The organism is Verminephrobacter aporrectodeae subsp. tuberculatae, from assembly GCF_026127385.1.
Taxonomy (GTDB): Bacteria; Pseudomonadota; Gammaproteobacteria; order Burkholderiales; family Burkholderiaceae_C; genus Acidovorax; species Acidovorax aporrectodeae.
Window position 1 is genome coordinate 564,580 of record NZ_QZCX01000003.1, and the last position, 14,496, is coordinate 579,075.

Annotated in this window: 11 protein-coding genes; 1 reads left to right on the forward strand and 10 read right to left on the reverse strand. The window is 65.3% G+C overall.

The annotated features are described in order from the left end of the window. Nucleotides 1-3: 3 nt before the first annotated feature. The 3 genes from araG to D5041_RS17610 all read right to left on the reverse strand — a co-directional run bounded on the left by araG (nucleotide 4) and on the right by D5041_RS17610 (nucleotide 3,659). Entirely contained in the window at nucleotides 4-1,509 is a 1,506-nt protein-coding gene (gene araG / locus D5041_RS17600) for an L-arabinose ABC transporter ATP-binding protein AraG (RefSeq protein WP_265285354.1), read from the reverse strand. 57 nt (nucleotides 1,510-1,566) lie between these two features. Continuing rightward, nucleotides 1,567-2,547, reverse strand: coding sequence for a substrate-binding domain-containing protein (locus tag D5041_RS17605; protein WP_236610675.1), 981 nt, complete (start codon nucleotides 2,545-2,547; stop codon nucleotides 1,567-1,569). Between the two features lie 101 nt (nucleotides 2,548-2,648). After that, nucleotides 2,649-3,659 (reverse strand): 2-dehydro-3-deoxygalactonokinase, encoded by a 1,011-nt coding sequence (locus tag D5041_RS17610; protein ID WP_265258841.1) that lies wholly within the window; start codon nucleotides 3,657-3,659, stop codon nucleotides 2,649-2,651. Between the two features lie 166 nt (nucleotides 3,660-3,825). On the opposite strand from D5041_RS17610, the gene gcvA reads away from it, so the two are divergent. Continuing rightward, complete coding sequence (gcvA, locus tag D5041_RS17615) at nucleotides 3,826-4,722, forward strand: transcriptional regulator GcvA (RefSeq protein ID WP_265285355.1); 897 nt, start codon at nucleotides 3,826-3,828, stop codon at nucleotides 4,720-4,722. A gap of 14 nt (nucleotides 4,723-4,736) precedes the next feature. On the opposite strand, the gene D5041_RS17620 is transcribed toward gcvA, so the two are convergent. The 7 genes from D5041_RS17620 to D5041_RS17650 form a co-directional block, all read right to left on the reverse strand. Continuing rightward, complete coding sequence (locus D5041_RS17620) at nucleotides 4,737-5,816, reverse strand: NAD/NADP-dependent octopine/nopaline dehydrogenase family protein (protein WP_265285356.1); 1,080 nt, start codon at nucleotides 5,814-5,816, stop codon at nucleotides 4,737-4,739. Nucleotides 5,817-5,838: 22 nt separating this feature from the next. Continuing rightward, on the reverse strand, nucleotides 5,839-6,819 hold the full coding sequence (locus tag D5041_RS17625; RefSeq protein ID WP_265258844.1) for a Bug family tripartite tricarboxylate transporter substrate binding protein: 981 nt from the start codon (nucleotides 6,817-6,819) through the stop codon (nucleotides 5,839-5,841). A gap of 174 nt (nucleotides 6,820-6,993) precedes the next feature. After that, complete coding sequence (locus D5041_RS17630) at nucleotides 6,994-7,590, reverse strand: C40 family peptidase (RefSeq protein ID WP_265285753.1); 597 nt, start codon at nucleotides 7,588-7,590, stop codon at nucleotides 6,994-6,996. A 95-nt stretch (nucleotides 7,591-7,685) separates the two neighbouring features. Further along, complete coding sequence (locus D5041_RS17635) at nucleotides 7,686-10,097, reverse strand: SwmB domain-containing protein (protein ID WP_265285357.1); 2,412 nt, start codon at nucleotides 10,095-10,097, stop codon at nucleotides 7,686-7,688. A 151-nt stretch (nucleotides 10,098-10,248) separates the two neighbouring features. After that, nucleotides 10,249-12,012, reverse strand: coding sequence for an Ig-like domain-containing protein (locus D5041_RS17640; protein WP_265285358.1), 1,764 nt, complete (start codon nucleotides 12,010-12,012; stop codon nucleotides 10,249-10,251). A gap of 451 nt (nucleotides 12,013-12,463) precedes the next feature. Then, nucleotides 12,464-13,363: a site-specific tyrosine recombinase XerD gene (gene xerD / locus D5041_RS17645; RefSeq protein ID WP_029553986.1), complete on the reverse strand. Its 900-nt coding sequence runs from the start codon at nucleotides 13,361-13,363 to the stop codon at nucleotides 12,464-12,466. A 56-nt stretch (nucleotides 13,364-13,419) separates the two neighbouring features. Next, complete coding sequence (locus tag D5041_RS17650) at nucleotides 13,420-14,385, reverse strand: tripartite tricarboxylate transporter substrate binding protein BugE (protein ID WP_010100024.1); 966 nt, start codon at nucleotides 14,383-14,385, stop codon at nucleotides 13,420-13,422. Nucleotides 14,386-14,496: the final 111 nt, after the last annotated feature.

Sequence of the window (14,496 nt, forward strand, 5' to 3'; positions counted from 1 at the left end):
TCGTCATCCCGCGCCAGCGCCGCTGGGCAGCGCCAGATGCAGCACCTTGGCTTCGGTTGCTTCGGCGCGCGTCAGTTCACCGCTGATCTGGCCCTGGCACATCACGATCAACCGATCCGATACCCCGATGACCTCCGGCAACTCGCTGGAGATCATCACGATCGCCACGCCTCTTTCGGCCAACTCGTAGAGAACCGCATAGATTTCGTTCTTCGCCCCGACGTCGATGCCGCGCGTCGGTTCATCGACGATCAGCACCTTCAACCCGGTTTCGGCCAGGCAGCGCGCGAGAATCGTTTTCTGCTGATTGCCGCCCGAGAGCAAGCGGATGGCTTGGTTGCGGTGCGGCGTCTTGATGCGCAAGCGCCCGATGAAGTCGTCCGCAATCCGGGACTCGACCCGGTCATCGACGAACACACGCCATCGGCGGTGATTGCGGCGGCAACTGACGTTGATGTTCTCGGACACCGAACGGCAGCCCAGGATGCCTTGCTCCTTGCGATCCTCCGGACAGAACATGATGCCGCGGCGAATCGATTCGGGAATCGTGCACGTCGGCAGCGCCCGGCCGTCGATCTCCAACTGCCCGCCCTGGCTGCGGTCGGCCCCGTAGACCAAGCGCATGAGTTCGCTGCGGCCAGAACCAACCAGTCCGAAGAAGCCGAGGATTTCCCCGGAACGGACCGCAAAACTCGCAGGCGCAGACAGCTTGCGCCCCACGATTCCGGTCACGCGCAGGCGTTCCTGGCCAGGAGCGCGGCTGCGGTAGTTGAAGATGTCCCCCACCTCGCGCCCGACCATTTCACCGATCAGCGTCTCGCGGCTCAGCTCCTGCATGCGCACGTGCTCTCCCACCTTGCGCCCATCGCGAAAGATCGTGCAGGCGTCGCACAGCTGGAAAATCTCGTCCATGCGATGCGAGATATAAATCATCGCCTTGCCCTGCGATCGCAGCGAGGCCACCAGCGCGAACAGGACGTCTGCTTCGCGATGCGAGAGCGAACTGGTGGGCTCGTCAAAGGCGATGACCTTGGCGTTGCGCAGCAGCGCTTTGCAGATCTCGACCATCTGGCGCTGCGCGATCGACAGGTGCTTGAGTTTGGCCAAGGGGTCGAGGTCCACCCCGATTTTTTGCAACTGCTCGCGCACCCCGTCCTGCAACTGGCGCGCGCGCACGAACCCCAGCCGCTGCGGCAGGTGGCCGAGCATCAGGTTTTCCATCACGCTCAGCTCAGGCACATATTGCAGTTCCTGGTGGATGATGGAGATCCCGGCGTCGATGGCCGCGCGCGCATGCTGGAGCCGCTGCGGCCGGCCATCGAGCAGCACCTGCCCGGCGTCGGGTTGGTAGACGCCCCCGAGTATCTTCAGCAGCGTGGATTTGCCCGCGCCGTTTTCACCCATCAGGCCATGCACCGTTCCCGCATGCACCGCCAGCGACACGTCGGACAGCGCACGGACGCCGGGAAAATTCTTGCCAATGCCGCGAAACTCAAGAACAGCAGACATGGGAGCTTTCTTCCATCTTCTGATCCATGGACCTGCAGCGCAGCGCAGGTCCATGAATCACTCCACGCCCATTTCCTTGCGGACGGCCGCAGCGTTGTCGCGCGTCATCAGACTGCCTGCGGTGAGAATCAGCTTCTCGGGCTCCTTGCCGGACTTGATCCATTCGTACATGTTCATCGCGGTCTCGTAGCCATGGCGCTTGGGGCTGATCAGCACGGTGCCGAAGAATCCGGTGACCATGGGTTTGGCAAACTCGTTGAGCGCCGATTTGCTCCCGCCGATACCGACGCCGATGATCTGCCCGGCTTTGACACCCCGGCCTTCGGCGGCCCGCACGGCGCCCAACACCGCTTCATCGTTGAGGCCGAACGCGACCCAATACTTGAACTTGGGATTCTTCGTCATCGCGATCCCGGCGGCGTTGAAGGCCGCCTCGGTATCGGTCTTCGCCTGCGGCGCATTCAGGATATTCGCGCCAGGGAAACCGGCCCGGGTCAGGCTGGCGATCGCGCCGTCGGTGCGCTCCTTGGCCGTGGGCAGCTGGTCGTAAGAGACGCGGATCGCGCCGACCTCCTCGAGCTTCCAACCCCGTTTGCCGATTTCTTCGGCGATGGTTTTTCCGACCAGTTCGCCGATCTTCTGCGCCGAGATTCCCATATGGGGAACGCTCTCTATCGGCTTGCCGGCGCCATCGACCAGGCGATCGTCGACCGTCATCAGCTTGAGCTTGTTTTGCCCGGCCTTGGCGACCACGGCGCTGCCCAGTTTCACGTCGGGAACGCAGATGATGAACCCCTGCGCCTGCTGCGCGCCGAGGTTGTCGATGGCGGTCAACACCTCGCTGCCGCTGGGCACCCCGATCTTGATCAGCTTGAAGCCCTTCTCGCGCGCCGCCTGCTCGGCAAATTTCCACTCGTCCTGGAACCAGGGCTCCTCGGCCTGCTTGACCAAAAAGCCGATCTTGGGTTCGTCCGCGGCCTGCGCCGCAGGCCCCCCCAGGCCCAGCGATACGCCCAGCAGCACCAGCAGTCTTTGCATCTTCGATGTCATCTTGGTCTCCCGTTCACGTTGATCGATACCCCTTGCAGTTTGCACCGGCAGGACCCGGTCAGCCCGTAGCGCCCGGATGCCGGCCCGAGTCATGCCCGGGTCGCATCCAGCAAGCCACGCGCTCGCGCCAACCTGATGGCCCCGTAGCCCGCCAGGTTGTCCTGTTCGTCGTCGGAGACGGTGCTCACCGTTCCCGAGAAGAAATCGTCGTTCGACACCAGCAGGCTGAGCGCGTGGCGCAATGTGGGCTTGCCAGTCACGATGAAGCGCGTCTCGGGGCTCATGCGCAGCGCGCTGCTGTTCTTGAGCGTGAGCAGGTCGGCGCCGAGCACCGCGCCGAGCAGGAAGTTGGCGCGCGCATTGCGGTCGTAAATGGTGAATTGCCCGAGCGTGCGCACGGTGAAGCAGGCGCGGCCCAAGCCAATGCTGCTGGCTGAACGGGCGCCGGCGAGCAGCATTTCGGCGTCGATCCGGTCGGCGAAATCGCTCCGCAGCGAATCCGCAAGAATGGTGTTGTGCGTGATCACGTGCAGCAGCTCACCGGACAGCGTGGTGACGCAGCTGACGATGCGTTGCTGCGCATCGAGGTGCACGAATTTCGAGTGCGAGCCGGGCAGAGCAATGACGGTCGGCTCGGCAATCTGCATGCGCTCGACCAGCCCCATGGTCTCGGCCTCTTCCCCGCGCATCATGTCCATGGCCTCGCAGTTGTGCAGGCCGATGTTCTCCACCTGGTTGCGCACCCCCGGGACGAACCAGATCGGCTTCTCGCAGACCTGCGGCAGCAGCGCCTGCTGCATGCCGGCGGCGAGTTCATTCACGCCGGCGGGCGCCGGCAGGTGTGCGAGCTCGAACAGGCCGACGTTCGACGTGATCATCCCCGAGGCCAGCACCAGGCTGACGTCGGAGATGCCCAGGCCGGCCCTGTGCAGGACCGCCGCGATGGTGTCGCGCACCCCGTTTTGCAGAACGGTTTTGTTGCCCGTGACCGCCGTGTCGCGCACCCCCACCTGGCGTGTGGCCTGACACCAGGGGACACCATTTTTCCAAATACTCGACCGGGTATTGGTCGTCCCCGAATCTATCGTTAGTATGCTCATGGGGCTGTTGCACCGCACCCCGGAAGGGCTCCATGGGTCGCGGTTCTGTCTCCAATGCGGGTGACCGACGCCGTCGCAAGCTCGTCGGGGAGCCGATTGAACAAGGCCCGAACCGCGGTGGCAAGCGATGATTTTTTGGCGACTCGTTTAGTTTTTTCTAATAAGAATGACCCCTTCCCGCCTGCCCCCGCTCAATGGATTGAAAGTTTTCGAGATCGCCGCACGCCATTTGAGCTTCTCGCGCGCAGCGCAGGAACTGTGCGTGACGAATGCCGCGGTGAGCCACCAGATCAAGCAACTGGAGGAATTCTTGGGGCTCAGGCTGTTCGACCGCCGCAACAACCAACTGGGGCTGACTTGCGCCGGCGAACGCTACGCACCGCGTGTGCGCGAAGCGCTGCGCGCGCTCCAGTCGGCGACCGACAGGCTGCTGAGCGACCGGACGGCGCCGCTGCGCGTTGGGGTCCCGCCCGTTTTTGGCGAGAAATGGCTGGTGCCACGGCTGTATCGCTTCTTCAACCGGCATCCCGAAATCAGCATTGACGTCGCATCGGCGACAACACCGGATCTGCATGCCTGCGACCTCCTCGTTGCCGACCGGCGCATGGATGCGCCGGGCCTGGTGACCGAGCACCTGGTGGCGACCGATTTTTTCCCGGTCTGCGCTCCGGCATTGCACGCCGGCCTGCGCGCACCCCGCGATCTGGCCCACTTCACCTTGCTGCACGACCGCAACCCCTCGCGTTCGGGCTTGCATCCCAGCTGGCCGCAATGGCTTGCCGAGGTGGGCGAGCAGACGGTGAACGCCAGCCGTGGCCTGGGCTTTTCGGAAACCTCGATGGGCTTGCAGGCGGCCATCGACGGCCAGGGGATCGCGTTGGGCCAGAGCCTGCTGGTGGACTACGACATCGCCGCCGGACGGCTGGTCCGCGCGCTGGACGTTGACACCCCGATGCGCCTTGCGTACTACCTGATTTTCTTCGCCGACGCGCAGGAGCGCCCCGAGCTCAAGGCTTTTCGGCGCTGGCTGCAAGACGAAATCGAAAACCGCAGCGCTCGGTGAGTTGTCCGCGGGCTTCAGGCGCGCGGGTAGCCTGCGCGCAGCAGCCCTTGCAACACGGGCCAGGACAGGGCGTCGAGCGCGAGCGTCTGCAGCACGTCGTTCTCCTGCTCGAACGCGCGGCCATAGAGCGCCCCGGCAATGGCGATCATGGCGCACGTCACCGGCGTCGGAACGTTCAGGATTTTGCCCATTGCCGCGAAGAACACGAGGCCGAAGGGCAGGTCTTCGAGCACGAAGCGGTGCTGCGGATGCGTGGGCCCGGGCGGGCCGCCGCGGCGCCGATGCAGCTCTGCGGCGATCGTCGCCAGGTCCGTCTGCGGGACGTCGAACGAGTTGTGAAAATGCGCGTGGATCGTCCCGAGGCGGGTGCCCGCAGCCGCCGCCAGGGCCACGCGCTCGGCGTCCATGGCCTCGATCAGGCGCGCGACGTAGGGCGTCATGTAGTGGTACTGCGGCCACTGCTCGGCGTGCTCCATGCGGGTGATGTTGCACACCGCAAGCGCGCTGTGCGCGATCGGGTTCACGTTCGCCAGCGACATCGCCAGGATGTCGCCGTTGAGTCGGAAGCGCTCGCCAAAGAGCGCGCTGCACAGCGCCTGCGCGGCCGGGCCTTGGTCCACGGGCAGCGCGGCCATGTCGAGCGCGGTGCGCAGCGTGAGGACGCGCACCTCGGTTTCCGACACCCGGCGTGCGGTCAGCGGCGTGCTGCCGAATGCGGCGATGCGCGCGCGCACGCCGCGTGCGGCGAGTTCGCGGTCCAGCACCAGCGCGCTGACGGAGCTCAGGGCGCTGATGATCACCGGCTGGGCATCGTTCAGGCACTGCCCCAACTGCCTGAGAACGCCCGCGTGGGCATTCGCCGGCAGCGCCACGAAGACCAGGTCCGCATTCCCGATGGCTGCGCGCAGATCGTGCGCAACCCGCGGCATGGCCACGCCCTCGATGGCGCCCGCATAGCGCAGCGGCTGACCGCTTGCCAACGCCGCCGCTCCGGCTCCGGAGGGAGACCAGAGCGTCGCCTGGTGCTTGTGGTGGCAGCAATGGGCGGCGATGGCCAGGCCGATGTTGCCTGCGCCAAGAATCGCGACGTGCATGGGGCACCCGGGGTAGCGGGAGTCAGTCGAGCTTCAGATTGCCGCGCGTGACGACCTGCTTCCAGCGCGCGATGTCGTCCTGTATGGTTTCGGCAAATTGCGCGGGCGTGCTGCCGACGACGATTGCGCCCATCGTCTGCAACTGCTGTCTGAGCGCGGGTTCCTGGAGCACTTTGAGGTACTCGCTGTTGAGCCGCTGCACCACTTCCGGTGCAACGCCGCGCGGGGCCATCAGCCCAGCCCACACCGGAATGGCAAAGCCCTTGAGGCCGGCCTCGGCAAACGTGGGCACCTCGGGCAACGAGGGCAGCCGCTCGCCGGAGGTCACCGCCAGCGCGCGCAAGCGCTTCGACGCCAAATGGGCATGGGCCGACGCCGCGCTCGTGAACATGGCGTTCACCTGGCCGGACAAAAGGTCGTTCAGCCCCTGCGCGGCGCCCTTGTAGGGAATGTGCACGACGTTGATTCCCGCAGCATGCTTGAGCGCCTCACCGGTCAGATGGGAAATGGTTCCGGTCCCCGTCGAGGCAAAGGTCAGCGCCCCCGGTTTCTGTTTCGCCAGGGCGATGAATTCGGCCAAATTCGCGACGGGCATCGCCTCCGGAACGACCAACACCATGGGCGTGTCGACCAGTTGGACGATCGCCACCAAGTCTTTCTGCGGATCGTAGTTCAGGCCCGTCCGTGCGGCCGCAGCCACCGACACCTGCCCGCCGCTGGCCATGAGCAGCGTGTAGCCATCGGGCGCGGCCTTGGCGACCGCGTCGGCAGCGATGAGGCCGCCGGCGCCGGCCTTGTTCTCGATGAGCAGCGACTGGCCCAAGTTGCCCGAGACCTTCTGCGACAGCAGCCGGATGATCACGTCCTGCGCGCCGCCCGGCGAGAACGGCACCTGGATCCTGATCGGCCGCGCCGGATAGCTCTGCGCCTGCGCGGCGCCGCCCCCCAGCAGGGCGCAGCACAAGGACAGCAGGGCAACGGGTCTGGATAACGAGATGGGCATTCTTGGCTTTCCTGTAGCACACCCGGGGTTTGCTCCCCGGCATGGGTGCAGGCTGCCGGGTCAGAGCCCGCTGTTGGCCAGAAAAATCGATGCCATCGGGCGACGGCATCGACGGGCGCAGCATGGGTGCGCCAATATATCGCAAGACGCCCATGCGGCCAGCGCCAACCGGACTTACTGCGGCGCAGACTGCGTGCCGCCCGCGTCTTCCAGCGGTGTGACGCGGCGCGCGCCGTTGAAGCGCCGGGTCCAATAGGCGCGCCCCAGGTCGTCCAGGCGCACCCGGGAGCCGCTGTGGGGCGCGTGGATGAACTTGTCGTCGCCCACATAGATGCCGACGTGGCTGAAATTGCGGCGCATGGTGTTGAAGAACACCAGGTCACCCGGCCGAAGCTCTTTCCTGTCGATGCTCCGGGTGGCCGCGGCCTGCTGCTCGGCGCGACGCGGCAGCAGCAGACCCACGGTCTGTTCATAGACGGCGCGAACGAAACCGCTGCAATCGAAACCCGTTGCAGCACTGCTGCCCCCGAACTTGTAAGGCACGCCGAGGAAACCCATGGTGCTGCGCACCAGATCGGCCGCCTGGTCCGCGACCGTCTGCGCCCTGTCGGTCACTTTGTCCACCACTTCGTAGCCCATGTCTTCGATCCGGGTCAGCAGCAGTCCCTGCTCCGCAAGCCATCGGTCCATGATCTCGGAATTTTCCGCGTCGGGCGCAGCCTGCGCGGCGCTCGCGCAGGCCAGAAGAAGGGCACAGAACCATCGGGACATGGGGGCGGAGGCTAACACGGCGGATATCCGTGCCGTCCGGTTTTCACCAGCGACGACCGGTACGCCAGAGCCAGGGGGGGCGTGCGCTGGAAGCATCAGAACCAGAACCCGTCATGCCCCTCATCGGACGCCTGCCCCGCAATGGACAGCGGCATATGCGCCGGTGCCCCGGAGGCGGTAATGCTTGCGTCCACCTTGCCGTCGGCGTCGAACGCCCCGCCATCGGTGATCTGGAAGTCCAGCCTGAGCCGCCCGCCTTCGGTCACCATCTTGCCGCCATAGGGCGCGCTGGCCAGGTTCGCCCACACGCCGCTGCCGTCCTGCGCCCAGTGGCCGTTGACGCCCAGCGCCGGATCGACGTACAGGCTGAAGGTTTCGCTGCTGCTACTGCTGCTGCCGGTGGCGACCAGCGCCGTCTCGAAGCACACCTGCCCGATCGGCATCTCCATCCCCGGGGGCAGTTGCCCGGGGGCGTCCTTCTGCTCCAGGCTGGTGATCTGTGCATTGCTTTCGGAGTTGGTCTTGCCGCCCTGGCTGTCGTCCACCAGGGTCACATAGGTGGTCGGTGCGTCCCCCGGCTTGCTGGCTCCGGTGGGGCTGAGCACCACGCTGATCGAGCCCACCGCAAGTTGTTCGCTGTCCTGGACGCCGTCGCCATTGCCATCTCCCGCCACCGGGGCTGCGCCATCGGGGCCGGGGAGGCCGGGGGCCTGGTCTTCGACGGCGTTGGGCAGGCCGTCCTTGTCCGTGTCCGATACGCGGGGGTGCGGTGAGGGAGGGGGAGGCGGTGTGCGGTTGTCCACCTGCCTGGCCGGGAAGCTGGCCGCGTCGTTGCCCGTCGCGTCCTGTACGGCTGCGAGGTCGTTCCCGGACGATGGGTCGGTGTAGGCTACGGTGACCGTATCGCCGCTGGCCACGGGGCGGGTCAACGTCAGCGTGACGGTCTTGTCCGTGGCATTCACTTGGACGTCGGTGACGGCGTTGTCCACTTCATTCACACGCACTGCAAGGGCCCCGTTGTCCGCCTTGTGGATAGCGTCCAACAGGTTCGTTTCGGTGTAGCGGAGCACCAATTGGTCGCCGGTGACCGTGGCGCCACTGAGCACCGGGGGCGTGGTGTCCGGAACATTGCCCACCCCCATGGCCGAAAAGCTGGCTGCGTCATCGCCGTCCACCTCCTGTACGGCTGCGGGGTCGTTCCCGGACGATGGGTCGGCGTAGGCCACGGTCACCGTTTCTCCGCCCGTCACGGGGTGGGTCAAGGTCAGCGTGACGGTCTTGTCCGTGGCATTCACTTGGACGTCGGTGACGGCGTTCAGGTCTCCATTGACGTGCACCGTAAAGGCATCGATGGCCGCCTTGTTGCCGGCGTCGAGTTCCTTCCTTGCGGTGTAGTGAAGCACCAGTTGGTCGCCGGTGACCGTGGCGCTGTTGATCACCGGGGGGATGTTGTCTGACGTGTTGTTGCTCACCGGCCTGTCCTTGAAGCTGGCGGCGGCGTGGCCGGCCAAGTCCTGTATTGCGTAAGTGCGGGTATCAGGGATGGTGTAGGAGACGGTCACTGTCTGGTCGGCGGTCGCGGGGCGCTCCAACGTCAGGGTGACGGTCTTCTTCGTTGCATCCATGGTGAGGCTCTTGACCGGGTACGAGACGCTTGGGGTGGCGTCGATGGTGGGGTCGTGAGGGGAAGTGAAGAACACCTCAAAGGCATCCTTGGCCGCATCTTCATCAACCGCCTTGAGCGCAGTCTCTTCGAGGTAGCCAAGCACCAGTTGGTCACCCTTGACCGTGGCGCTATTCAGCACGGGCCGGTCGGTGTCAACGGCGTAGCTGATGGCGGTGGACTGGCTCCTGCCATCGCCCGCGTTGCCCGCAAGATCGGTCAAGCCGCTGAGATTCACGGTAGGGCTGTTTGTGCCCAATATGGTGTCACCCTTCGGCGCGGTCAGCGTGGCGCTCCAGGTGATTCCGCCGTCGATGGAACGCAGCTCGCCCAACGTGCCACTGCCAGGGAACAGGTTCACGTCGCTGGCGTCGAAGCCCTTCACCGCCTCGGAGAAGGTAAAGGTCAGCGTGGCTGTTTTCCCGGCTTCGAGGGTGCTGCCGCTTTCGTAGGGGGCAAACGCAATGCTGGAACTTTTCAGCGTGGGCCGCTTGGTGTCAACACTGAAGTCCTGGCTGGTGGCGCGACCCACGCCCGTGCCGCCTGCGCCGCGTATGCCGAGGGTGACGCGGCCCAGGTCCAGGCTGATGCGGTTGTTGGTGCCGCCATCCACATTGGCATCGGGTTCAAAGGTGGCACTCCAAACCTTGCGCTCCATGTCGGGCTTCGTGGTGGGCACGGGCAGGAACTCGCTCAGCTTGCCGGTGTTGACGCGGTCAACGGCGTCGAGCGGCCAGCTGAAGACAGGCTCGCTGAAAGTAATGGTGACCTTGGCGCTGCGCTCACCCATCGTGAGGCTGTCGTCGGAGATCACGATGGTGGTGTTGGGGCTATTCATGGTCATGGCGCAATGGTCGTGATGCTGTTGGACATGGATCGTTGCCACCGCATGCCGCCAGCGGGAACGCAACAGCAAGGGGCAGGGCTGTGTGTGGATGCGTCAGCGATCATGGTCTCCACCAGTTTGTCGGAAAACCGTTCGTGCGCTGGAGCCGTCAGAACCAGAACCCGTCATGCCCCTCATCGGGCGCCTGCCCCGCAATGGACAGCGGCATATGCGCTGGTGCCCCGGAGGCGGTAATGCTTGCGTCCACCTTGCCGTCGGCGTCGAACGCCCCGCCATCGGTGATCCGGAAGTCCAGCCTGAGCCGATCGCCTTCGGTCACCATCTTGCCGCCATAGGGCGCGCTGGCCAGGTTCGCCCACACGCCGCTGCTGTCCTGCGCCCAGTGGCCGTTGACGCCCAACGCCGGATCGACATACAGGCTGAAGGTCTCGCTACTGCTACTGCTGCTGCCGGTGGCGACCAGCGCCGTCTCGAAGCACACCTGCCCGATCGGCATCTCCATCCCCGGGGGCAGTTGCCCGGGGGCGTCCTTCTGCTCCAGGCTGGTGATCTGTGCATTGCTTTCGGAGTTGGTCTTGCCGCCCTGGCTGTCGTCCACCAAGGTCACAAAGGTGGTCGGTGCGTCCCCCGGCTTGCTGGCTCCGGTGGGGCTGAGCACCACGCTGATCGAGCCCACCGCAAGCTGTTCGCTGTCCTGGACGCCGTCGCCATTGCCATCTCCCGCCACCGGGGCTGCGCCATCGGGGCCGGGGAGTCCGGGGGCCTGGTCTTCGACGGCGTTGGGCAGGCTGTCCTTGTCCGTGTCCGATACGCGGGGGTGCGGTGAGGGCGTGGGGGGCAATGAGGTTGTGGGGGGCGGTGTATCTGGCGTGCCGTTGCTAACCCAACGGTCTTTCACGCTCAATGCATCGTTGCCTGTCACGTCCTGAATGGCGTTGGCGTCGTTAAGACCCGTGGGGTCGGCGTAGTCGAGGATCACTTTCTGACCAGCGGTCACGGGGCTGGTCAATGTCAGAGTGACGGTCTTGGCCTTGGGATCCACGGCCACGTTGGTGACGACGTTGATTCCTTCATCAACATGCACCGTAAAAGCTTCTTTGGGTGCCGGGTGGTCCTTGTCCAGCGAATTCTCATCAATGTACGTGAGGACCAACTGGTTGGCTGTGACCGTGGCGTCGAACAGTTCGGGACTCTCTGGATCGACACCGTAGACGTTGCGGGTGGACACCTCCGTGCCTTCGCCTGCGTTGCCCGCAAAATCGGTCACGTGAGCAAGGTTCACGGTGGGCCTGATGTGGGTCAATGTGGGGCTGTCCATTGAAGCAGTTAGTGCGGCCTCCCAGACGCTGCCGCGGACACTGAGGTTGCGATACAGGCCGCTCACCGTAACATTGCCATTGGGCACTTTCACGTCCTCGGCTTTGAAGTCCCGCAACGCTTCGGAGAAGATGAAAGAGACAGAGGCTGACTCTCCGGGATGGAGGGTGGGGTCAGGTCCGGTGTCGTTTGAGATGCGGAAGCTCAGCAGCGTGGGTCGCTTGGTGTCCACGTCGTAGGGGGCGCTGACGGCAAGGCCTTGACCGGTATGGTTTGCGGCGTCGGTAACACCGCTGAGGTCCACGCTGATGGTGTCGGTGCCACCGTTGTGGCCACCGCCATCGATGTTGATCGTTGACGTGAACGTGGCAGTCCAGGTTCTGTCGTCTACCGCAATAAGCGGGCTCAGCGTGCCCTTGGCGTTCTTGAGATCAATGTCGTCTGCCGTGAAGCCCGTGACGCGCTCGCTAAAGGCAAAGGTGACGGTCGTCGTGGGTTTGCCAATGCTCAGAATGCTGTCGGCCAGCGTGACCGTGGCGCTGGGCCGGACGGTATCAGCCGTGGCGCCGGGGGTGGTATTGCTATCGGTGTCCATGGTGCCTCTATGGACGCATCCCGTTTGTCAGGATCGATCTGCCATGTTTTGGCGAACCAGAACAGAACCGATGGAACCTGCGCAAACTGCGGCGGCGTTCCCGTCCTTTCCATACCTTGGTTGATATGCCATGCGCCAGCCCTGAGCAGCTTGGCTCACGCTCCCTCCCCGGGTTGCGCGCGCCCATGCCCGCCAAGGCCCGGAGCGCTTCGACCCCCCTGTGCTCTGCGGCACCATGAGCGCTGCATCGCCGGGTCCGGTTCGCCGCCCGGCCAACGCCTGGGTCCGTCAGATGCTTGGCGGATTGTTGCCCCGAAAATGCGGCAGCGCAGCAACTATCACAAGGCGGTACACCGCATACGCTTTTCTCACGGCGGGCAACAATCCGGGACCTCCGGGACAGAGGGGAAACACCCCCCGGACCGCCGGCGATGCCGGCGGCCCGGCAGCGTTATCCGCGGGGATGGTGGCGTGCGTGCACGGCCCTGAGCCGCTCGCGCGCCACGTGGGTGTAGATGGTGGTCGTCGAGATGTCGGCGTGGCCCAGCAGCAACTGCACCACGCGCAGATCGGCGCCATGGTTGAGCAGGTGGGTGGCAAACGCATGGCGCAACGTGTGCGGCGACAGGGGCGTCGTAATGCCCGCCACATGGGCGCATTTTTTGACGATGATCCAGAACATGACGCGCGTCATGGCGCTGCCGCGCTGGGTCACGAACAGGTCGTCGGTCTGCCGGGCGCCGAGGATGATGCTGCGGGCCTGCTGAAGATAGCGCCCGAGCCACTCGCTGGCATCTTCGCCGAACGGCACCAGGCGCTCCTTGTCGCCCTTGCCCGTGACGCGCAGCACCCCGGCGTCCAGCTCGACGTGGAAGGTTTTCAACGTGACCAGCTCGCTCACCCGCAGGCCGCTGGCGTATATCAGCTCCAGCATGCTGCGGTCGCGCAGGCCCAGGAGCGTGTCCGTATCCGGGGCCTGCAGCAGGGCTTCGACCTGGTCCTGCGACAGGGTCTTGGGCACGCGTAGCGGCTGGCGCGCGGCGCTCAGCCGCACGGTGGGATCGTCCGTGATGCGCCGCTCGCGCAGCGCCCACTGAAAGTAGCGCCGCAGCACCACCAGGCGCCGGTTCGCCGACGCGACGCGGATATGCGCGTGCCGCGCCACGAAGTACGCCTGCAGATGCTGCTCGGTGCTGTCGTCGAGCCTCAGACCCGGCTGCTGCTTGGCCAGCCATTGCGCGTACTGCGTCAGGTCGCGCCGGTACGCGAGCAGCGTGTTGCGCGCCAAACCATCCTCCAGCCAGAGGGCGTCGATAAAGGCGTCGATGGTGTCGAAAGTGAGGTCAGGCATGCAAAAACCATAGCACATCGGGAAGCTGCGGCATTTTTCGGCGGCCAGCGCGTGCGCTAGTCGAGCCGGAGCTTCTGCTTGGCGACGACCTCCTTGTAGACGGCGAACTCGGCCCGGATCTGCGCGCCAAACTCATCGGGCGTGTTGCCGATCAGGATCGATCCGGTGTCTTCGATGCGCTTTTTCACCGCCGGGTCTTCCAGCGCCTTGCGCGCAGCGGCGCCGATTTTGTCGACGATGTCCTTGGGCAGGCCCTTGGGACCCAGGATGCCGTAGTAGGCCATGCGGTTCACGGGCTCCAGGCCCAGTTCCTTGAAGGTGGGAACGTTCGGCAGGGCCGCCACGCGCTGCGGTGCGGCGACCACGATGGGCACCAGGCGGTTGTCCTTGATGAACGGCAGGGTCGAGGGCAGGTTGTCGAAGATCATCGGCACCTGGCCCGCCACGGTGTCGTTGAGCGCCGGCCCCGCGCCCCGGTAGGGAATGTGCGTGACGAAGACGCCCGAGAGGCTCTTGTACAACTCCATCTGCAGGTGGCCGATGCCGCCGGTTCCCGAGGACGCATACGAATACCGGCCGGGCAGCCTCTTGATTTCGGCGACGAAGGCCTTGTAGTCCTTGGCCGGAAAGCCCGGGTGCACGGCAATGATGTTCGGCGTGGCCGCGAGGTTGATGATGGGCGTGAAGTCCGTGAGCGGGTCGTACGGCGTCTTCGGGTTGATCGCCGGGTTCGCCGCCGTGGTCGACACGGTGGCCACGCCGAGCGTGTAGCCGTCCGGGCTCGCGCGGGCCAGTTCGGCCGCCCCGACGATTCCGCCGCCGCCCGACTTGTTCTCCACGATCACGCTCTGGCCCAGGGCCTTGCCCAGCGGATCGGCGATCACGCGCGCGATGATGTCCGTGGTGCCGCCGGGCGCAAAGGGCACGACGAGCCGGATCACTTTGTTGGGGTAGCCCTGTGCGCCCGCAGATCCGGCGGCGGCGGCCGCGAGCGTCAGCGCGAGCCATTGACGACGATGCATTCCATTCTCCTTGTGGGGGGTGATGAACAGCGCCGATGGTATGCGCATCGGACGCCCGGTCCCTGTGGATTTCGCGTAGGGACGAACCCGGAGCCGGCCGCGCGTCGAAGC